The sequence below is a fragment of the Rhodococcus sp. P4_F3_2 genome, from assembly GCF_056401335.1.
In genome coordinates this window covers 51,871-71,169 of sequence record NZ_JBFUJN010000004.1, presented here as the reverse complement: position 1 = coordinate 71,169, position 19,299 = coordinate 51,871, and the positions used below count along the sequence as shown (strand labels likewise).

Below are 19,299 nucleotides of genomic sequence, written 5' to 3'. Positions count from 1 at the left end.
ACCGATCTCGGACGCGAGCGGGAGCTGTCTCCGATGTTGACCACGATGGACCTGTACCTAGTTGGCACAGAACCTAGTTGGCACAGACCACTTTAAGTCGTCGACCAGGTAGCCGGTGGAAGCGCTTCGGTCTTCGGCCTGATCACGGGCGGCCGCACTATTTGGTGAGAATCGGTCGGTCGCCTCTTGAAATGTAATTGGCGAATCGCTCAATTCCTGCTTGTGAGAAGCTCCCTCGGCCTGCGCGTTTCAGTGCGGCTTCGACGAATGGGAGCGGTTTCCTGCGGTATGTGCGGTAGATGCTGTCGAGTACTGGTTGCAGTGCCCGGCGTGCGAGGTCTGCTGTTTCCGGGTCTGAACCCCCGAACTTCACTGTCACATTCGGCATTGATACCCCTGTTGGTCGAGTGTCCGATTCCCTGGCCGGAAGCGTACGTATCGGGATCGCGAATCAGTACAGAAACACCAAAACGAGGCGCTAAGTCCCTACTTGCGGTGGATGCGATTCCGTCTTTGGGTTGACGAAAAACAGCCCGACCGCGGCGTGCGGTCCGGCTTCTGTTCTACGACTCCGGGTTACGCCCCGAAGCCGAGGCCGCGGTTTCGTCTGTTCACGTTGGGTGGCGAATTGCCGATGCTGACGGGTGTTTCGGTCAACCCCGTCCCGTGGTCGACCACCTAGATCGGCGGTTCCACGGTTCCGCAGAAGCTCAATGCCTGTGCGCAGCGCCCCGGGGATCTGGGAGTCGTAGCTGGTCTGCATCCAAGCTGTTCCATCAGCCTCTGCGATGAATTTCCCGATGGGTAGCGCTCGGAGACCCAAGTCATCGGTGCCAGATTCCGCGATCTCATTGCCAACATGCCCCACGACGTTCTATGGTTCATTACATGAGTAATGAACCAGTGAACACCGGGCGCCGATCATCGTGATCGACGACGGACGACCACTGTTCCAGCAGATCGCCGAGCAGATCGAAGGCTCGATCATCGACGGCTCACTGCCGGAAGACGGGCAGGTGCCCTCAACCAACGAACTGGCGGCGTTCCACCGAATCAATCCGGCGACGGCAGCCAAGGGCCTCAATCAACTCGTAGGCGAGGGGCTCCTCTACAAGAAACGGGGAATCGGAATGTTCGTCACCGTCGGCGCCCGCGACGCACTCAGGTTCAGACGACGAGAAGCGTTCGCGCGCCAATACATCGAGCCGCTGGTCATGGAGGCCGACCGCCTTCAGATTTCCCTCGACGAACTCAAATCCATGCTGGACGACAGGAAGGCGGACCGATGAACTCAAGCACGACAACGACCAAGTCGCACGTCAGGCGTTTCGACGAGACTGAACTCGTCGCCTCGATGCGAGCAGTGAACAGAAGCTACGGGGACGTCGATGCGCTCTCGGACGTCTCGTTCGAGATCGGCCAGAACAAGATCTACGGCCTGCTCGGCCGTAACGGCGCAGGCAAGACTACGATCATGCAGATACTGACCGGACAGGACCTGCACACCAGCGGCGACGTCGAGGTATTCGGCGCTGCCCCTTTCGAAAATGCCGACGTCTTGGCGAACGTGTGCTTCGTCAAGGAAAGCCAGACGTACCCCGAGGACCTCAAGGTCAAGCATGTACTCGTCGCCGCCGGCCATCTGCTCCCGAATTGGGACCACGCGTTCGCCGAGACACTGCTCGACGATTTCCAACTTCCACTGTGCCGCAAGGTGAAGAAGCTCTCGCGCGGCATGCGGTCAGCGTTGGGAGTGATCATCGGACTTGCCTCCCGTGCACCGCTCACGCTCTTCGACGAGCCGTATCTCGGCCTCGATGCCGTTGCACGCCAACTCTTCTACGATCGTCTGCTTGCCGATTATGCCGAACATCCTCGCACTGTAGTGCTTTCGACTCACCTTATCGACGAGGTAGCCAATCTGCTCGAGCACGTGATCGTCGTAGACAGCGGCCGGATTGTCGTCGACGAGGACGCAGACGCACTGCGAGGTCGCGCCGTAGTGGTATCCGGCCCCCTTGATGCGGTGGATGCTGTTGCCGCGTCCGGCAGGGTCCTGCGCCGGGAGACACTAGGCTCCCACAGCCGAATCATGTTGCAGGCCGATGTGACCGAGACCGAGCGAATCCGACTGCGGGAGGCGGGAGTCCAAGTGGAACCGGCATCTTTGCAGGAACTTGTCATCGCGACTTCGACGCAGCGCAAGGAGATCACCGCATGAGCATCGCAACGACAGCGCCCCGGACGGTCCCGAAGGCGCCCACCCGGTCCAGGATCGGTTCCGTCCTCCAACTGCACACGGTCGCGTGGCCGTTGCTGATCGCCTGGCCGGTGGGCATCCTTTTGATCTCTTTCCTCATCAGCTTCACCATCTACGCGATCGTCGGAAACGAGCAGGGTGAGGGATTCACCGGCAGTGTGTTCTCCGTTTACGGTTTCGTGCTGGCGTTCTACCTCCAGTCGATGACCCAGACGTTCCCGTTCGCGCTCGGGCTGAGCGTGACTCGCCGCGAGTTCTTCACTGCCACCACGATAATGGCGTTGGCACAGTCCGCAATCTTCGCAATCGCGCTACAACTGMTGTCAGTGGTGGAGTCCGCCACCAACGGCTGGGGTGTGCACATGCGCATGTTCGGCATCGCACGCTATTTCACCGACAGCGCAGCCGTTCAGTTGCTCGCGCTGTTCGCGACGCTGCTGCTGACCAGTTCGATCGCAATGCTGACAGGTGCGATCTACCAGCGATGGAGGACCACCGGTCTGCTCGCCTCTCTCACCGGTCTCTTCGGTGTGCTCGGCCTGTCAGCGATCGTAATCACCTGGGCCAGCTGGTGGCCGGCGATCGGTTCGTGGTTTGCCGATACTTCCCGAGTGGTGCCGATGGCACTACTTCCATTGGCCCTGGCCATCGCCTGCATAGCCGGAGCCTGGGTCACTTTACGTCGAGCAACGCCCTGACCGAGTAATCATGTGCGACGCCAGATGTCGCACCGTGTCCGAGTGCCCCTCGGATCGACACCGTCCAGGCAGTTCGGCCCCTTCCTCAGCCCAGGGAGGGGCCGAACTTCACAACAGGGATATCGCGTCCCCGGGGTCCCCTCTACTGCCGAGCCACTCGCTCGACAAAACTCGAAGCACGCAGCACCAGTTCATCTTTCCGGTCCTGGCGCGCAGCGGCGGCATCGTAGCCGGCATACGGGAGCGGGGGGTCGTTACGAACATTGGCCGAGCACTGGAAGTCTCGGCAGATCAGTGTTCCGACTGTGCTGCCACGTCGACCAGCGGGCCCGGCCAACTTGGCGCCGTAGAAGACGACCTCGTTGGGAAGGCGCGTGTCACGGCACCAGGAACACTGGGCACGCGACCGCGGAGTGGCTTGCGCTTGAACGAGCAAGACTCCGATGATCTCCCCGTCGAGTGTCGGGACGATCGCGTAGGCGCGTCGGCCCATTTTGGGATCTCGCCAGCCCAGATAGTCGAGAGCGTCGAAGTCGATGGTGTCGAAGCCATCCGGCAACGTGAGATCAGTCTTCTCCTTACGGCTCGCGTTGACGAGGCTGGAACGGGTAGATGTATCGGTCAAAATGATCATGGGTGTATGCCAATCGTGGATCGGTGAAGGTGGGTACAGCTCATGGCCCGACCAGCACCTAGTGCTGTCGGGTCCGAAATGCGCTATCTGCCGCCGGCGAAGACGACGCCGACAACCCCCTCACGCCCATGGGGCATCACGATGTCCACACCCCGATGGTAGCCACAGGTCCTCGACACGGGCCACTCGATTTATCGACGCACTTCATGCGTGAAATGGCGCGGTGAATCAGTCACGCCAGACCGCCGTGAACTCGTACCAAGGTCCGCCGAGGTGCTTTGCGGAGAAATCGTCGAACCCCGTTGGTGCGCCGCTGGGCGAGTACACCCATCCACTCGTGGTGGTGAACATGCTGTCGTTGTCGATGAAGTAGACCTCATCGGGACGTACGACATGGGCACTGCTGATCTCGAACTGGCCGATCTCGAGCTCTTCCACAGTCGATCCAGGCTGCTCCAGGAGAGCAATCGCGACGGTCTCGAACTCTCCGCTCTTGTCGAGGAAAGTTGCCGGCGGCATCAACAACACCGCAGCGACCGCGGCGATAACGGCAACCGGAGAGGGCAGGATCCACCACGACCACCGTCGGTCCTGGCCGAGAACGTAGAGCGTACGAACCGCCCACACCAGACCAACAACGATCAAGGTGAGCAGAGCCGCAGCGCTGACGAGGAGAGGATCGAACCACCTGAAGTCACCGAATGGCGAAGGCCACCACCCGTAATGCCGGCAGACCAACGCAATAAGCGGAACAACGGTGAATGCCAAAAGAATCGGCCCCGGTGGCTTGGACGACTCCGGAGGGTCAGCTACCAACCATTCACCCAGCGACTTCGGCCTTCTCATCACCCCACCGTATCTGCAGGTCATGGCAAACTCAGCTACACGGCGAATACCTTTGCAGTACAAGCACTCTCGTTCCACTCACAACAACCAACGCAGCGATCGGCACTCTCGGCGCAACCGACACAGATGGACAAACCTCACAATCCGCAGATTCAACGTGCCGATCATGCGACAATCGGACGGTGAACGAGACCGCGAGTGGAGTTTCGCACCCGTACCGATCGCGACTGTCGACCGTCGGCATCCTCTTCGCCGCCGGCCTGCTGTGGTCCACTCCCCTCTCCGCAGCCACGCCCACCGAAACCGGGCCGGCCAGTTGCGTACCATTCGGAACCGCCCAACTGCCACCCGGCGCACCCTCGGGAGGCGGACGAGTCGGGTTGGAAAACCTTCCGTTGTTCAACGGCACGGCCACCCCGTCTTCTATCGAGATGCGCACGCCAACAACCCAATTCAATCGATTCTGGGACTTTGCACTGGTCGACCACGACTTACTCGCTCGTCCGCGGGCACCCGGCGAACCAACGACCGAGCCATGGCGTTTCGTGCCGATGCCCGAATGCCTACGTGGACGACTGGTCGGGATATCACTGGACGACGACGAACTCGTCGCAGTCGACGACAACGGCTGGGTTTACACGATGGACAACGCCTCCCAGGACCCGCTCGTGTGGAACTGGACTTCCGCGTGGGGCGCGCCCCTCTGGAGTGGTCCAGGCCGACAACTTCCGGGAGACCGGCCGAACGGGTGGGCGCTGAGCGTCTCGTCGCCCTGGGACAATCAAACTTTCACCGACATCGCGGGACGGATTCACTTCGTCGGACTCGCCAAGATGACGATGATCCCCACGCTGACCGCGGACGGCAGCCGAATAACTTACGCAGACCCGTGGCTGCCCAACGACGACAGCTACGAGATCGGCGGCCCGCTCGGCGGGCGATTCCAGGCGGACTCGCTGTCGGCGGCCGGATCAACCACTTTCGTGATGAACAAGTACGGCGACATGTACACCCGCACATTTGATTTCGATTCTTCGGGATCGGACTCGATCTTCTTCCGCTACAGCTGGGAAGATCAGTCGGACAAGCCGTCGGCACCCAACCTCGTGGCCGAAACGCTGGACCGCAGCACCGCCGCGATCCAACTTCCGGCACCGGACTGGGTGCACCAGCCCAAGATTCCCGGTGAAGTCACATCCGCGATCAGTGTGCACTCACTCGGCCCCGGCCCGAACCGGCGGGAGTTGCGTGTCGAGGGCCGCCGCGGCGCCGAATCCGGTTTCTGGCACAAGGATCTCGTCGGGGATGCTTGGGAGTTCACGCCGACTGGCGCGTCCCTTCTCGGCACACTGATCGAAAACGCGCCGACAGACCGGTCGACGGATACCCTGTCCCCCGCTGCCCCCTGGCACTTGTCCACGACCTTGCCCGCCCGCGACGGCGCCATCGACGGTCAGACTCTGATCGACATCGGGTTTCCGTACTCTGTGGTGGATCCGCGCATGCTGGACGCGATCGGCCAGTACGCACAACCGTCCGGATACCGACTGGACGTGGACCATTTCGACCCGGTCGCCACCACCCGGACCGCGACCGTGACTGCACCGGATGGCACGGTTCTTCCGGTCGTCCTGCACACCGCCGACGGACTACGGATGACTCCCCGCGCATCCGGCCTCGATGCCGATCCGCGCCACCTCGTCGGGGCAATCGAGATCCCGTCGGACGCGTACGCGGATCGGGCATCGAACCCCGCTCTGAACGCGTTCGTGCAGGACTGGATGCGCGGAAACCCCATTGCCGCGATCACGCTCAGCGCCACCGACCACGACTTGGTGATCCGCTAGCCGAAACCAGCGTCGTCCACCGTGTCGCCTCGATAAGCTCAGCAGAGGGTCGACACCACATCCCGCAAAAGGCCAGTTTCTCGAACCTCCTCCGATTTCGAATCAGGACGTTCCTACACCGGCCGATCCGATCACGGCCACTGCTAGGCACAATCGGCACCACTAGATCCATCGCGTCCGTCAACGCCCAGACCGCTCCGGTCGTGCCGGTTGGCAAAGTGCGGGAGGCACATTGAACGATGCCTACCTCGTTGCAGCGGGCACCCGACTGCGATTCATCCTCGAAGATCGTGGCGAGTCCATTCTGAAAACGATCGCCGTTCCGGTCCCCGTCTCCGTCACAGCGATCGGTGACGCACGCAACGCCGTCGGATTCATGATCATCGACCTCCCATTTCAAGAAACAGACCTCGAACGTGCCGTCGCAATCGTCGCGAAGCAAACTTCGGTCGCAAGCCGTCTCCACGTGCGGCAGGAACAACCTTTCCGCTCACGCTCGAGGCCGCGCTCGTCTAGCGCTGGCCGCTTGGCCCGTTGGCGGGCAATCCCCGCGTCGGCTTCACGGCGGCGTGTTGCAACGACAACTTCTGGATCGGAATCCAGACAGATGCCGAGCTTCTCCCTCCAGCCGGCGAAATCGCCCACACCGTCGAGCGAACCATCGCTGAAATAGCAAGCCCTGCAGGCTGACTGTGCCGACAAGTGAAGTCCGGACGTCGGACCACACGCCACTGAGCGCAGGTCCGCACGCACGGCCGCACCTGCCGAGCACCGGAGTCCGAGCGCCCGGTCTAGCTACCACCCAGTAGTAATTTTGTGAGCCTTGACACATCAGCAACACACTCAATATTGTTCAACGGACGATAGTCGTCTCTTATTCGGTCGACTCCAAATCTCCCGCAGACAAGGAACCGAGAACTGATGCGCAACAACCGAACCCGCAGTGGGCTTATCGCCGGAGGGCTCCATTGACCACACCGAACGTCCAGTCGGGTATTGCCACTGCGCCTCTCCAGGCCGGAGGACTAGCAGCGGTTGGGTTCCTCGCATTTTCGGAAGTCACCAGCGGAATGTTGCAGTCGTGGTATATACCGCTCATTCCCAAAATCGGGCAGAGGCTCGACGTCAACCCGGCACAACTCAACTGGGTCCTGGCGTCATACCTACTCTCCACCGTAATTTTCGTCCCATTGCTAGCCAAACTGGGCGACAGATACGGTCATCGTCGCATGGTTTTGATTGTGCTTGGCTCCGTAACCCTCGGAACGATCCTGACAGCAGCAGCTCCGTCCTTCGGAATCTTTCTGTTGGGCAGGGTAATTCAAGGATCCCTGGGAGCTCTACTTCCGCTGGAACTTGCAATTCTCCGAGAACGAGCGGGAGCTAATTCAGGCCGCGCAATCGGAATTCTCGTCGGGTGCCTTGGCGCCGGAGGAGCGGCAGGAACCCTTTTGGTCGGAATGCTCGGCACCAACGCCGACCTGACTCTGGTCCTCTTCATACCCGCCGCACTCGCACTGGTAAGCCTTGCCACCATCGCGCTGTTCGTCCCCGAAACCTCCACCCGTGCAGCTGGGTCCATCGATTGGACAGGTGCAGCGCTGCTTGGCATCGGCCTCGCGATCTTCCTTGTCGGGATCAGCAACGGAAGCAAACTGGGGTGGACTTCTGCAACAACGCTCATGGCGATTGGTGGCGGCTTGGCGCTACTTGTCGCTTTCGTCGCGCTCGAGCAGAGAATCAGCGCCCCACTGGTCGATGTGAGCTTGTTGACCAAGGGCGGGGTGGGATTTTTGATGGGATTGACGGGACTATTCGGCTTACAATTTTACGGAGCGGCCACCGTCTCAGTACTGTTCTTCGCATCCAAACCCGAAGCCGTCGGGTACGGATTCGGTCTCGACTCAGTGGGCGTGGCGTTTGCTATCAGTCCGGTGCCGATTGCCCTGATGATTTCGTCGTCCCTCGCCGACAGCGTTTCGCGACGATTCGGAAATCGAACCACGTTACAGATGTCTTCCCTTTTGATTGCCATCTGGTTCGTTGGGCTGATTACATTTCGACACAATCTATCCGTTTTCATTTCGATGGGTGCTATTGGTGGTATCGGTGTCGGTTTTATCGCGGCACTCCTCCCCGCCCTCATCGTTTCTCGTGCACGTCCAGAAGACTCCGCAATCGCCGGCGCTCTGTACAACACCTCTCGAACGATGGCTGGGGCCGTCGCCGGCGCCACGTTCGCTGCAATCATGTCCAGCATGCTGATCAGCGGGTCGCAAATACCTAGCGAGAGTGCTTTCATAACGATCTGGGCCATCTGTATCGGTGTTTCCGTTCTGATCTTTGTTCTCGCCCCATTCCTCAACAAACTGGGCGGAAAGGCCTACCAGCCAGAGACTCCGGAGCAAATGATCAATCTTCCGGTCCGAGAATCATCATGATTCGGAACGAGAGCCTTTGGCCGCAGTTCCGAACAAGGGAGCACACTGAACCTCGCAACTACACCAGGCTAGACCGGAACTGACGAGATGCCCTAAGGAGATCGCCAGGTGGTGCGTGGCATGATGGAGTCATGCCACGCGCCGCCTCACAACCGTCTGGGCGCGGCCGCCCCATCGACCCCGACATAGAAACACGTCTTCTGTCCACCACTCTGGAATTGTACGGGGATCTAGGGTGGGCAAGATTGAATCTCGATCTCATTGCGCGACACGCCAAGGTTGGAAAAGCCGCCCTCTACCGGCGATGGCAAACCAAAGAACAGATAATGTCAGCCGCGTTGCGATTCAGTCAAAGATCTCTCGGTGACTTGGATACTGGAACACTGCGGGGGGACCTGGTGGCCGTCGGCCAAGAAACTGCAGAGCGGTTGTTCGGGAACCATGGCACAGTACGGATGCGGGCCATGATCGACGCCAAAGTCTTTCCAGAACTATTCGAAGGCGAAATCGCTGGGGTGCGCGCTGAAGGCATAACCGGCGGTCGCGAAATCATTTTCCGCGCGATTGAACGCGGAGAGATAGCGAAGGGAACTTCGCCAGCTCTGATACTTGATGCCGTCGCAGGAACGATCGAACACCATTATTTGATGACCCCGAATTCGAAACTCAAAGAGTTCGAAGCCGGAATCGATAAATATATCGAGTCGGTCGTCGATCTAGTCCTCGGGGGCGTCAAATCTCAAAGCAGTTCTGCTGACAGGTAGTCGCGCCTACGGTTCATCGTCCTGACTCACCACTGAACGAACGACTAGTTCATATCGCCGAAGTTACTGCCGCACAATGAAATTGAATGCACAAGATTGGTCGGACCGATCGAACACGGTCGGTACCACAGGAAAGAAGCGAGCCACAGTGGACATATCGGAGAACACTACCGCCACGTCACTGAGATGGTCAGTGAAAGATTCCTTACTGCAATATGTTCGAGCCCTGGGCGAGATTTCATACGCTTACGGCCTAGCCGAACAAGGTGACGAACTCCACTGGCCACTCGTCGCCGATCGCCACGACCCCGATGGGGCGCGAATTTCCCAGTACCGTGGTGAGATTCACCTCCGGGCCCACGACGGGCTTCTCGACATCGTCATTGCCGATCCCGAGGTTCGTATCAACGACAAACAGGGTCAACTAAGCGTCAGGACCACCCTCGACGGTTCGGACCACATCGTGATTGCGACCCTCGATGTTGTCGAGAGCCCAGCATCAACCGTGTGCGCCGAGGTCAGGGTTACCCCTGCAGGTTCGATGATGTTCGGCGCGAATTATCCTTCGGGTGCGAAGCTTTCGCCGTTGACTGTCGGGGTCGGACCACAGCGACCGTCACCCTGACGGCCGCGGCACTGCAATCGGCGGTCCAGGGCCAATACCCACAGATCGATACCAATGGGTCAATCGCGTCTGTCTTCCGGGATCAAGAACTCGATCTTCGCTCGCTCCCCGTCCGCATCGAAGTCGTTGTCGCGGTATGAGACACGCGCAATCAGCTCCGTCAGTGCCGCATGGATCGTCGTGTACAGAAATGTGCGGGGCTCGGACACCCCCATCACGTCGTCAGTGTTCATCTGAACCTGCGCCGTAGCGGTACGCCTGCCCAGAAACACACGTGGAAGCCGGATCCCGGTCGGATCGGTCACCACGGTGATGTCGCCACCAACGACAACAAACAGATCGAAGTCGTACTGCATCGCGATGCCCCTCAGCCGGTGTCTGAGCCGAGTCAACTCCTCGATGAAGTCGAGCGGCACCGACGGGCCACCGAATACTGTTCTGAACGTGACCCCGCGAGTCATCGATCTGCCCCCTTTACGAATCATCCATTTCAGGATCGAGGGCCATACCCTCTGTGTCCCCCACGCCGAGTGCTCGGGCATATCGACCGGCATACCGCTCCAGTGCGACTGCTGAATCAGCCTCACCTGCCCATTGATCCGGAATCGCGGTGCCGTCACATGTTGTTCGCGACACTCGCGCCTCGGAGAACTCGACAGCGGTCCGGGTGAAGGAACACCGCACAAAACTCGTGGCCGCCGAGAATCGTGCGCCGCCGAAAGTGCACTCCACGAAAGAGGTATCGGCGAACTGCGCACCAGGCAGGCGTGTGTCGTCGAATGCACATCGTTCGAACACAGTATTGGGCACGGAGCGGAGCCCGCGTGCTTTGGCTCCAGTGAAATCGCAATCGACGACCCTCGGTCCGAGCGCCAGACGCGAGAGCGTGGCACCCCGGAAACTGCACCGTTCGAATCGGCGATTGAAACGGGTCTGTCCGGTCAGTGCCACGAAATCGAAACGACAGTCGAATAATTCGGATTCGAAGACGGAGATCGCACCCCGAGCGAAACTCAGATCAATCCGTTCCAACGTGAGATACCGGATGTCCAATCCACCGCTACCCGCTGTCAGGCCACGCACGTCGATCAGCCCGTCATCGGTCTCCGCCCATGGGGAGACGAGAGTGTGGGGCGGCTTGACGATCCGCGACTGATCGAGCAGCTGCGCCCGTAAATTGTCGACGCCCTCATCTGACCAACGTCGACGTAGGGAGGTGATCGCGGACCGGTTCACGGGCTCAATAGTATCGGCAAGATCCCCCGCGATTGGCCGTGGCTGCCCAAGAAGCGAACCGCCACGCATCAGCACTTCGGTAGGAATCACTTCTCGGAGCGCGCAAACAGCCGGACCGTGAAATACACGGCCCGGCTGCAGCGCTCACACGCACCAACTGGGACTCGGAGTTAACTCGGGTACTGGAACCGGTCGTATACGAATCTTTGACTCACCCCAGGATCAGTATCGAATTATCCACTCTCACAGATTGACTACGTCGCCCACAAAGATCTGGTCGGGATCGGCGATCTGTGGATTGATGTCCCACAGCTGCTGCCAGGTGAGACCTCGTTCTGCAGCGAGGCCGAACAATGTATCACCGGCCGCAACGACTACCTCTTCGCCAGACGCTGGAGCCTTCGACTCCGGAATGCTCTCTACCGGTGCAGATTCGGCTGCCTCAGAGTAGACAACGGGAACTGGCGCCGATTCCGGTGCGGATTCGGGTGCTACTTCCGGTGCCGGCACGGGTGCGGGTGCGGGTGCGGGTGCGGGCACGATACTCGACCCGGTATCGCACGCCCCGATCGAACTCAGGAAGGACATGGGATCGACGGCGCCACCAGTGTGAATGCGGAGGTGCAGATGTGGACCGGTGGAGCTACCGGTGTTACCCGTTGCCCCGATCTGGTCGCCTACCTCGACGTGCTGCCCCACACCGACCCAGGTTTCGGAGAGGTGGCCCATCTGAATCTGCTCGCCACTGTCCGCTTCCAACTGGATGTACGTTCCGTATCCACCCGGATCATTGGGTCCGGCAACAGAAATCGTGCCCGATGTCGGCGCGTGAAGCGCGGTGCCGACGTTGACAGCGAAGTCGACTCCGTCATGTCCCGCGTGGTACCCCTGCGAAAGTGATCCGCTTACCGGCCACTCCCAACTGCAACTCGCCGACCAGCCCTGCGCACCGGCGGTACCTGCATTGACAACTGCTCCGGCCCCCACAAGGGCGCCCAGTCCTGCAGTTACGGCGATGAATCGTTTTGTGCTGGAAGGCTTGTGTTTTCTGTGCTTACTCATATTTTCCTTGACTGATGTGCTCGGAGCCGGCGCAGGCTCTACCGCCAGACAGCACTCAGTACGTGCTGAGCTACGCGGTGCATCGCACCGAGACTCCGTTGGAGTGAAATTTTCGGATTGCGCCATGGAGAGAAGTACGGTGACCACTCTCGAACGCGATCGCGCGCATAGACCCGCAGGTCTGTATCTCCTGGTGACAGCACAGGAGATACGGGTTTTACATCGAGGCAGTGCCTGAATCGATCGTTGATCGAGGACTACGAATGCCGGACCGAACTGAGGGCATTTCGTTCGAAGATCGACAGGGTGGGTGTCTACCCGGATGGTCGGAAATGGGGTGGAACATGGAGATCCTTGCGTTGCGGATGAGGAATCACCTCATACGCTGTCGCTTCACGACGCTCCACGCCACGGTCGAATTACCTGGGTACGTACCTGTTTTTGCGCTTTCGACCCGACCGGTCGATATCAGGCGCCACTTCATTCCACGGCATCTGGTGAAAAAATCAGTGCCTCACATCACTTCTGGAGACGATACCGCGCCTCGGTCACCCGGCACGTCAGCGTTACCGAGATGGGACATACAGCTGGCATTGCTGCTACACGCCGAACGGGAGACCAGTGCACGTTCCGGCATCGGAAACGCGCGCTGATCTCCCGTCAGGTCGATCTACTAGCTAGTGCATCTACGGTTTGAGCTACTTCTCTGCTGCGTGATGGGCCGCGATGTATCCGTAAACCAGCCCCTGGCCGATCGTCGCGCCGGCGCCTGGGTAGGTGTGACCGAATGCGTTGGCCGCGGTATTGCCGATCGCGTACAGGCCGTCGATGACGCTGCCGTCCTCACGAAGCACGCGTGCATGCTCGTCCGCCTGCACACCGCCGCAGGTGCCCAGGTCGCTGAGCGTCATCTTCACCGCATAGAGGGCGCTCTTGTCGAGCTGGCGCAGATTCGGGTTCGGAGACACTGTCGGGTCGCCGTAGTACCGATCGTATGCACTGCTGCCGCGACCGAACTCCGCATCGCTACCTGCAGCAGCGGCCTCGTTGAACTTCTGGAAGGACTCGGCAAACGCATCCTCGGGGAGACCGACCTTTCGGGCGAGTTCGGCCGGACTGCTCGCCTGGTGCGCGATGCCCGACTCGAAGAACGCCTGCGGAAGCGGCTGGCGGGGGAAGATACCGCCTGCGAACACGTAGCTGTTGCGGTACTCCTGGTCGAAAACAAACCACATCGACTCGGCCGGATCGCCAGCCTTTTCCCGTTCGAGCACGCGCTGGCCGAACGACATGTAGTCCGTCGCCTCGTTCACGAATCGACGACCGGTCTGGTCGACGATGAAAGAGCCGGGCAGCGCACGCTCTGCGAGCATCACCATCGGCGGGCGGCCCTTGATGCTTGCCACCGCGGGGAACCACCAGGACTGATCCATCGATCCGATACCTGCACCGAGCTCTTGTGCTGCCTCGATCGCTTCGCCGGTGTTGCCCTCTGCGCCCAGGCTCTCATGCTCACCGAGGCTCTCCGACTGGTACTTGTGGCGCCACTCCATGTTGTGGTCGAACCCGCCGGCTGCCAGGACGACACCGCGCCGAGCGGTCACCGTCACTTCACGTCCGTCTTGCACCACAACTGCACCCGTTACGCGGCCGTCTTCGGTGATGAGCCGAACCAACGACGTTTCCGTCCACACCGGGATACCGGCCTGGACCACACCGGCGAACAGTCCGGCGGCGAGCGCCTGACCGCCCGCGATGTATTCACGTTTGAGGACGTACTTGCCGTAAACGCCTTGCGCCAGGCGGCGGATGATGCGGGGAAAAGCCTTGCTCGGCTTCTTCACCATCAGGTTCATCCACTTGTAATCCGCACCCGTCACCGGCATCGGCAGTCCGGCTTCCATCAAACCTGGGCGCAGGCGACCGCGTTCCGCTCCCAGTACCGACGCGTCGAACGGCAGGCACTCGCAGGTACGTCCGGCGGCGCTACCGCCCGGCAGTTCGGGGTGGTAATCGGAGTATTCCTTGGCCCAGAAGAACTTCATGGGCGTCGTGCGGTAGAGCATGTCGACAGTGGCCGCACCGTTGTCGACGAATGCTTCTCCTCGTTGGGCAGGGGCAGTATCACCGACCACCGAACGCACGTATGTCTTCGCACGCTCAACGGTGTCGCCCGCACCGGCTTTCGCCAAGATCGGGTTGGCAGGCATCCAGAACGCCCCACCGGACCGCGCCGTCGAACCGCCGACGTACTGCGTCTTCTCCACGATCAGCGTGGACAAGCCGAGTTCGTTCGCGGTGAGGGCGGCAGCCATGCCGGTACCGGACCCGATCACCAATAGATCGACAACGATGTCCTTGGCTTGTGTCGCGGGGGGTGCCTGATTCTTAGCCATTGAACAAATCCCTTCACGTGGTTATCGACGTAGAACGCTAAGGCAGTCGCGGCGCAGAAGGTTCCGGATGCCCAGTCAGCGGGACATTGCGAGTGGATTGGCGAAAAACAGCTCCTGCCACGGTTCGGACGTTGTGGCCGTCTCAGCAGAACTACGCCTTGCCCTCGTCGACCTTTAGGCTGCTCTCGTGACGACAGACTCCGGCATCGTTCGAGCCTGACACCGTACGCGGCATGCTTCCCCGCCTACGCCACGTCGTCGACCAGCACCAGGCTCTTCATCGTCTGGCCGTCGAAGCGATTGTCAACGAATTCAGCGAAGAAGCTCCGTCACGAGGCGAAGTGATCGATGCACTGCGCGATTTGGTGCTCGAGTCCGTCGAGGTCTTTCCCGACAACTGCGATCCTCGTCTCGGACTATCTGCTGACGTTCCTCGGCACCGATGAAGAATAATCATCTGCATGAAATGGAACACCCCTACTGAGACCGGCTGGTTCGTGAACCTTGCCGAAGGTGGTTCGACCGTATCGATATTCGATCCGTCGGGGAGCGTCCAAGGCGAACTGATTCCCGCACCCGACGACGAATTGGAGAGCGTTTCCGGCGGGCGGAAGAGGAAATCGTCAACAGCCGAGCAGGATCGACCAAGGCTCGCATTCCGCAAAGGCCGACCTGCATCACTTCGATTGTCCGACGGAACGATCGGGACTCTGATCGACCAGAGACCCAAGGCCATGCGCCGCAAGAACAAGCTGTGCGAAGTCGATATCGCGGGCAGAAGATACCTCTTCGTTCATTCATCGGGCCGAAAGGCAACAGCCCGACGTGACGGAATCGCATTGGCTCACATGGAACGTGGGCGATGGTCCGGTAGAAGTATCGTCACCAGAAGAACCCTCACGGCAACGGACACCCTTGACGAATGTGTCCTGACTCTGTTTCAGAAGGTAGTGACACCTGGACGTACCGGTGCCTTCGATCAGGTACTGACCGACCTCAGCAACATATGACGTACGCCACATTCGGTGGATCTCAACCGCACTCGAGATACTAACTTTCAACTCTTAGGTCCACGGACATCCCTTGGACACAATGAGTTTCACATCTCGGATCGGAAGGCTGAAGCCAGATCATGGTCAATGTCGACGCTTTGAACACGCTCGCCCGACGATTGTCGCCGGGTGCGATGATCACAGATCCAGATCTACTCCAGTCCTATCGGCAGGACTGGAGTTTCGATCCCGCAGCCGGCACTCCGATCGCCGTCGTACGTGCTTCGACGACGGCAGATGTCCAGGAGACCTTGCGCTTCGCCAACAGTAACAATGTCCCGGTCATTCCACGGGGCGCCGGCACGAGCGTCGTCGGCGGATCCACCGCCGTCGACGGCGCTATCACCCTCAGCCTCGAGCGAATGAAATCTATTCGAGTGGACGTCTCGTCACGAACCGCGATCGTCGAATCAGGGGCAATCACCAATGACGTCAAGGCTGTTGCCGCGCGCGAAGGTTTGTACTATCCACCAGACCCGTCGTCTTATGAAATCTGTTCCATCGGCGGTAATGCCGCCACCAACGCAGGCGGACCGTGCTGCATAAAATACGGCGTCACCAGTGATTACATCCTGGGTATGACGGTTGTGCTGCCTGATGGATCCGTCGCCGAACTGGGCGGAAAACGGATCAAAGACACCCCAGGGCTTGCGTTGACCAAGCTATTCGTCGGCAGTGAAGGAACGCTCGGTGTGATAACCGAACTGACGCTGCGACTCATCCCTCAGCCTCCGACTCCCCACACATTGGTGGCCTTCTTTCCACTCATGGCCGACGCAGTTGCCGCTGCCCGAGATATCACAAGTTCTATACGCCCTTCAGAACTCGAAATCCTCGACAACGCAGCCATCAAGGTGGCGGAAGAATTCCTCAACATGGAACTGGACACCGATGCCGGAGCACTCCTGATCGGGCGATCCGACGCCGGTAACGGCGCAGAGACAGAGATGAATTTGATGAGCACTCTCTGCGAAAAGCATCGAGCCACAGCTACATACGCTACCGACGACCCTCACGAAGGCGAACTGTTCATCCGCCCCCGCTATGCCGTTTACGAAGCCTTCGAGCAGAAAGGGGTGGTCATCGGCGACGACGTCGCGGTACCCATCGACAGACTCCCCGAGCTCACCGACGGTATAGCCGACATCGCGAAGCGCTACAGCACCACCATCGTCAGCTACACCCACGCCGCCGACGAGCTCACGCACCCAGTCCTCAACTACCCCGTCGGAGACGTGGCCGCCGCTGAATCCGCCTCCGCGGCGCGACAAGAAATCTATCAACTCGTGAGCACTCTGGGCGGATTCGCAGCAACAGAATATGGTGTAGGACAAGATAAACGAGATCGCTTGTCGAACTCGCTCGATCCCGTCGTCAGCAAACTGAACAGGACCATCAAGAACGCTGTCGACCCCAACAACATCTTGAATCCGCGCGTTCTGATCCCCTCGAGCGGTTCGACGGACGGCATCTGAGGCCGCTACAGGTATCGAATAGCGACGAGTACCTGAATTCTCCTGTGCAACCGGATATGGTGAGGCTGTCGTCTTCAATGCGGCGGTGCAAGAAGGGAAGTTACGACCAAGACGTTATGTCGGGGAATAAGCAAATCGCCTGGATATGGCTGGAGGCCTCCGTGATGAATCTCGTTCGCCGACTGAGCGTCTGCACATCCGTCGTGATCACGTCGGCTCTGACGTCGGTAGCGCTCGCATCCGCTGCGGTGACCATTCCATTCCAGATCAACCCTGCGCCGTACGGCAACCCGAACGGCAGCTTCGACGCGCCGGCGGTCCGCTGCGTAGCTGTAGTCGGCGAACTACCCGGCACGGTGACGATCACCGGGGGCAAGGAAGACCGCTGGGGATGCCTGCTCTCGTCCGAAGTGCGCTGGCTGAACCTTTCGACCGGGGTCTCCGGCTCCGCTCGTCTCTCGGACGGTCTGAACGGCGTCCCGGCAGGGGCGATCGTGCAGACCGGGACCGGTCAAGTCGCTGTCGCCGTGACGTCTGTGGCCGGATCCATCATCACCCCAGGTGTCGCATCGTTCTACGTGCCGTAGCACCAGAACTCCGCTTCGCGGACGCGGTGGGGCCTAAGGTCCTGTTTACCGACCCGTCATCCCGGTTAGCCTGAAAAGACGCTACCGAGAGGACTCTCATGACCTCGTCAGTGCACGAAACGATCGCAGTGGATCTGGATTTGATCGACCTGTACAAAGACCTCCACGGCAACCCGGAACTTGGATTTCACGAGCATCGAACATCCAGTCTGGTGGAAGGACATTTGACAGCACTGGGATTCGACACGACTACCGGCGTCGGGACAACCGGAGTCGTCGGAGTCCTGAAGAACGGAGCGGGCCCCACAGCGCTGCTGCGTGCGGACATGGACGCCCTCCCGGTTCGGGAAGAAACCGGATTGGACTACGCCAGCACCGTGACAACGACCGACGATCAGGGTAAGACCGTCTCGGTCAGCCACGCGTGCGGCCATGACCTGCATACGACCTGCTTACTCGGTGCAGCCCGGATCCTCTCGCAGGACACGACGACCTGGTCCGGCACTCTTGTCCTCGTCTTCCAACCGGCGGAGGAACTTGGTGCGGGTGCGCAAGCCATGGTCGACGACGGACTGTTCGAGCGATTCCCGAAGCCCGACATCGTTCTCGGCCAACACGTATCGCCGCTACCGGCAGGCACGATCGCCGGGCACGCCGGCCCCTCGTATGCGGGATCGGACTCACTTCGTGTGAGACTGGTCGGAAAGGGCGCCCACGGATCTATGCCGGAGAACTCGGTCGATCCCGTGGTCATGGCGGCCGAAACCGTGTTGCGTTTGCAAACTGTCATCTCACGCGAGGTCCCGAGTACTGCAACAGCTGTCCTCACCGTCGGCTCCATCCATGCTGGAGATGCCGCCAACGTCATTCCCGGCGAAGCAGAACTGCAACTCAACATCCGCAGCTACGACGCAGTTGTGCGTCAGCGCATCCTGGATAGCGTCGACCGCATCGTCCAGGGCGAAGCGGCCACCGCCGGCGCTCCCACCCCACCGACCATCACCGAGACGGAGCACTTTCCGATCGTCGTCAATGACCCGGCGGCGCTGGACAAGACACTCGATGCCTTCGCCGAATGGTTGGGGACGAACAAGATTCTCGATCCCGGCGCAGGAGCAGGTAGTGAAGACGTCGGCATTCTCGCGACCAGTGCCGGTGCGCCACTGTCGTACTGGTTGTTGGGCGGTACCGACCCTTCACTGTTCACGACAGGTGACATGACCGATCCGGCTTTGCGAACCGTGCCGTCGAACCACTCCCCGCACTACGCTCCCGTGATCGAGCCGACCCTGACCATCGGTGTGAACGCCTTGGTCGTCGCGGCCAGGACGTGGCTCCCAACTCCCTAGGGTGTTGCGGGTCCGCAATCGATCGAC

Annotated in this window: 18 protein-coding genes; 12 read left to right on the top strand and 6 right to left on the bottom strand. The window is 60.2% G+C overall.

The genetic code is table 11. The annotated features are described in order from the left end of the window. Positions 1 to 926: 926 nt before the first annotated feature. Genes AC1DWA_RS05510 through AC1DWA_RS05500 form a run of 3 tightly spaced genes read left to right on the top strand, consistent with a single transcriptional unit; the run spans position 927 to position 2,958 of the window. On the top strand, positions 927 to 1,289 hold the full coding sequence (locus AC1DWA_RS05510; RefSeq protein WP_019747490.1) for a GntR family transcriptional regulator: 363 nt from the start codon (positions 927 to 929) through the stop codon (positions 1,287 to 1,289). Continuing rightward, entirely contained in the window at positions 1,286 to 2,221 is a 936-nt protein-coding gene (locus tag AC1DWA_RS05505) for an ABC transporter ATP-binding protein (RefSeq protein ID WP_020968709.1), read from the top strand. Before AC1DWA_RS05510 ends, AC1DWA_RS05505 begins: the two co-directional genes overlap by 4 nt. Beyond that, a complete protein-coding gene (locus AC1DWA_RS05500) occupies positions 2,218 to 2,958 on the top strand; it encodes an ABC transporter permease (RefSeq protein ID WP_477916509.1) in 741 nt (246 codons plus the stop codon). Before AC1DWA_RS05505 ends, AC1DWA_RS05500 begins: the two co-directional genes overlap by 4 nt. A gap of 142 nt (positions 2,959 to 3,100) precedes the next feature. Here AC1DWA_RS05500 and AC1DWA_RS05495 read toward each other — a convergent pair whose 3' ends face one another. Next, positions 3,101 to 3,592, bottom strand: coding sequence for an FBP domain-containing protein (locus tag AC1DWA_RS05495; RefSeq protein ID WP_019747493.1), 492 nt, complete (start codon positions 3,590 to 3,592; stop codon positions 3,101 to 3,103). A gap of 228 nt (positions 3,593 to 3,820) precedes the next feature. Beyond that, positions 3,821 to 4,438 (bottom strand): hypothetical protein, encoded by a 618-nt coding sequence (locus AC1DWA_RS05490; RefSeq protein WP_031331749.1) that lies wholly within the window; start codon positions 4,436 to 4,438, stop codon positions 3,821 to 3,823. 182 nt (positions 4,439 to 4,620) lie between these two features. Here AC1DWA_RS05490 and AC1DWA_RS05485 point away from each other — a divergent pair, with 182 nt between their 5' ends. The 4 genes from AC1DWA_RS05485 (at position 4,621) to AC1DWA_RS05470 (ending at position 10,115) form a co-directional block, all read left to right on the top strand. After that, the gene (locus AC1DWA_RS05485; protein WP_020906526.1) at positions 4,621 to 6,285 is read left to right on the top strand and encodes a hypothetical protein; all 1,665 of its coding nucleotides are present in this window, start codon (positions 4,621 to 4,623) and stop codon (positions 6,283 to 6,285) included. A gap of 968 nt (positions 6,286 to 7,253) precedes the next feature. After that, on the top strand, positions 7,254 to 8,726 hold the full coding sequence (locus tag AC1DWA_RS05480) for an MFS transporter (protein ID WP_070797280.1): 1,473 nt from the start codon (positions 7,254 to 7,256) through the stop codon (positions 8,724 to 8,726). Between the two features lie 131 nt (positions 8,727 to 8,857). Then, positions 8,858 to 9,490 carry a TetR/AcrR family transcriptional regulator gene (locus tag AC1DWA_RS05475; RefSeq protein WP_024488222.1) on the top strand — a complete coding sequence of 211 codons (633 nt, stop codon included), beginning with the start codon at positions 8,858 to 8,860 and terminating at the stop codon, positions 9,488 to 9,490. A 76-nt stretch (positions 9,491 to 9,566) separates the two neighbouring features. Beyond that, positions 9,567 to 10,115: an HtaA domain-containing protein gene (locus AC1DWA_RS05470; RefSeq protein WP_046378083.1), complete on the top strand. Its 549-nt coding sequence runs from the start codon at positions 9,567 to 9,569 to the stop codon at positions 10,113 to 10,115. Between the two features lie 59 nt (positions 10,116 to 10,174). Here AC1DWA_RS05470 and AC1DWA_RS05465 read toward each other — a convergent pair whose 3' ends face one another. The 4 genes from AC1DWA_RS05465 to AC1DWA_RS05450 all read right to left on the bottom strand — a co-directional run bounded on the left by AC1DWA_RS05465 (position 10,175) and on the right by AC1DWA_RS05450 (position 14,809). Further along, entirely contained in the window at positions 10,175 to 10,576 is a 402-nt protein-coding gene (locus tag AC1DWA_RS05465; protein WP_477845724.1) for a hypothetical protein, read from the bottom strand. A gap of 13 nt (positions 10,577 to 10,589) precedes the next feature. After that, positions 10,590 to 11,351 carry a pentapeptide repeat-containing protein gene (locus tag AC1DWA_RS05460; protein ID WP_279163185.1) on the bottom strand — a complete coding sequence of 254 codons (762 nt, stop codon included), beginning with the start codon at positions 11,349 to 11,351 and terminating at the stop codon, positions 10,590 to 10,592. A 243-nt stretch (positions 11,352 to 11,594) separates the two neighbouring features. After that, positions 11,595 to 12,413, bottom strand: coding sequence for a peptidoglycan DD-metalloendopeptidase family protein (locus AC1DWA_RS05455; RefSeq protein WP_308372084.1), 819 nt, complete (start codon positions 12,411 to 12,413; stop codon positions 11,595 to 11,597). 698 nt (positions 12,414 to 13,111) lie between these two features. Further along, a complete protein-coding gene (locus AC1DWA_RS05450; RefSeq protein WP_279163183.1) occupies positions 13,112 to 14,809 on the bottom strand; it encodes a 3-ketosteroid-delta-1-dehydrogenase in 1,698 nt (565 codons plus the stop codon). A gap of 233 nt (positions 14,810 to 15,042) precedes the next feature. Here AC1DWA_RS05450 and AC1DWA_RS05445 point away from each other — a divergent pair, with 233 nt between their 5' ends. From AC1DWA_RS05445 to AC1DWA_RS05425, 5 genes are all read left to right on the top strand, one after another. Then, on the top strand, positions 15,043 to 15,255 hold the full coding sequence (locus AC1DWA_RS05445) for a hypothetical protein (RefSeq protein ID WP_020906520.1): 213 nt from the start codon (positions 15,043 to 15,045) through the stop codon (positions 15,253 to 15,255). A gap of 15 nt (positions 15,256 to 15,270) precedes the next feature. Next, the gene (locus AC1DWA_RS05440) at positions 15,271 to 15,819 is read left to right on the top strand and encodes a hypothetical protein (protein ID WP_069146112.1); all 549 of its coding nucleotides are present in this window, start codon (positions 15,271 to 15,273) and stop codon (positions 15,817 to 15,819) included. A gap of 122 nt (positions 15,820 to 15,941) precedes the next feature. After that, positions 15,942 to 17,336 (top strand): FAD-binding oxidoreductase, encoded by a 1,395-nt coding sequence (locus tag AC1DWA_RS05435; RefSeq protein ID WP_279163182.1) that lies wholly within the window; start codon positions 15,942 to 15,944, stop codon positions 17,334 to 17,336. Positions 17,337 to 17,500: 164 nt separating this feature from the next. Further along, the gene (locus AC1DWA_RS05430; RefSeq protein ID WP_029537826.1) at positions 17,501 to 17,923 is read left to right on the top strand and encodes a hypothetical protein; all 423 of its coding nucleotides are present in this window, start codon (positions 17,501 to 17,503) and stop codon (positions 17,921 to 17,923) included. A 98-nt stretch (positions 17,924 to 18,021) separates the two neighbouring features. Then, positions 18,022 to 19,272, top strand: a complete 1,251-nt coding sequence (locus tag AC1DWA_RS05425) for an amidohydrolase (protein WP_019747511.1) — start codon at positions 18,022 to 18,024, stop codon at positions 19,270 to 19,272. The last annotated feature ends 27 nt before the right edge of the window (positions 19,273 to 19,299 follow it).

Bases quoted from the DNA above. Each gene is read 5' to 3' on its own strand.
- AC1DWA_RS05505 (WP_020968709.1), top strand. From the start codon at position 1,286: ATGAACTCAAGCACGACAACGACCAAGTCGCACGTCAGGCGTTTCGAC.
- AC1DWA_RS05495 (WP_019747493.1), bottom strand. From the start codon at position 3,592: ATGATCATTTTGACCGATACATCTACCCGTTCCAGCCTCGTCAACGCG.
- AC1DWA_RS05490 (WP_031331749.1), bottom strand. From the start codon at position 4,438: ATGAGAAGGCCGAAGTCGCTGGGTGAATGGTTGGTAGCTGACCCTCCG.
- AC1DWA_RS05475 (WP_024488222.1), top strand. From the start codon at position 8,858: ATGCCACGCGCCGCCTCACAACCGTCTGGGCGCGGCCGCCCCATCGAC.
- AC1DWA_RS05470 (WP_046378083.1), top strand. From the start codon at position 9,567: ATGAAATTGAATGCACAAGATTGGTCGGACCGATCGAACACGGTCGGT.
- AC1DWA_RS05465 (WP_477845724.1), bottom strand. From the start codon at position 10,576: ATGACTCGCGGGGTCACGTTCAGAACAGTATTCGGTGGCCCGTCGGTG.
- AC1DWA_RS05455 (WP_308372084.1), bottom strand. From the start codon at position 12,413: ATGAGTAAGCACAGAAAACACAAGCCTTCCAGCACAAAACGATTCATC.
- AC1DWA_RS05450 (WP_279163183.1), bottom strand. From the start codon at position 14,809: ATGGCTAAGAATCAGGCACCCCCCGCGACACAAGCCAAGGACATCGTT.
- AC1DWA_RS05445 (WP_020906520.1), top strand. From the start codon at position 15,043: ATGCTTCCCCGCCTACGCCACGTCGTCGACCAGCACCAGGCTCTTCAT.
- AC1DWA_RS05440 (WP_069146112.1), top strand. From the start codon at position 15,271: ATGAAATGGAACACCCCTACTGAGACCGGCTGGTTCGTGAACCTTGCC.
- AC1DWA_RS05435 (WP_279163182.1), top strand. From the start codon at position 15,942: ATGGTCAATGTCGACGCTTTGAACACGCTCGCCCGACGATTGTCGCCG.
- AC1DWA_RS05430 (WP_029537826.1), top strand. From the start codon at position 17,501: ATGAATCTCGTTCGCCGACTGAGCGTCTGCACATCCGTCGTGATCACG.
- AC1DWA_RS05425 (WP_019747511.1), top strand. From the start codon at position 18,022: ATGACCTCGTCAGTGCACGAAACGATCGCAGTGGATCTGGATTTGATC.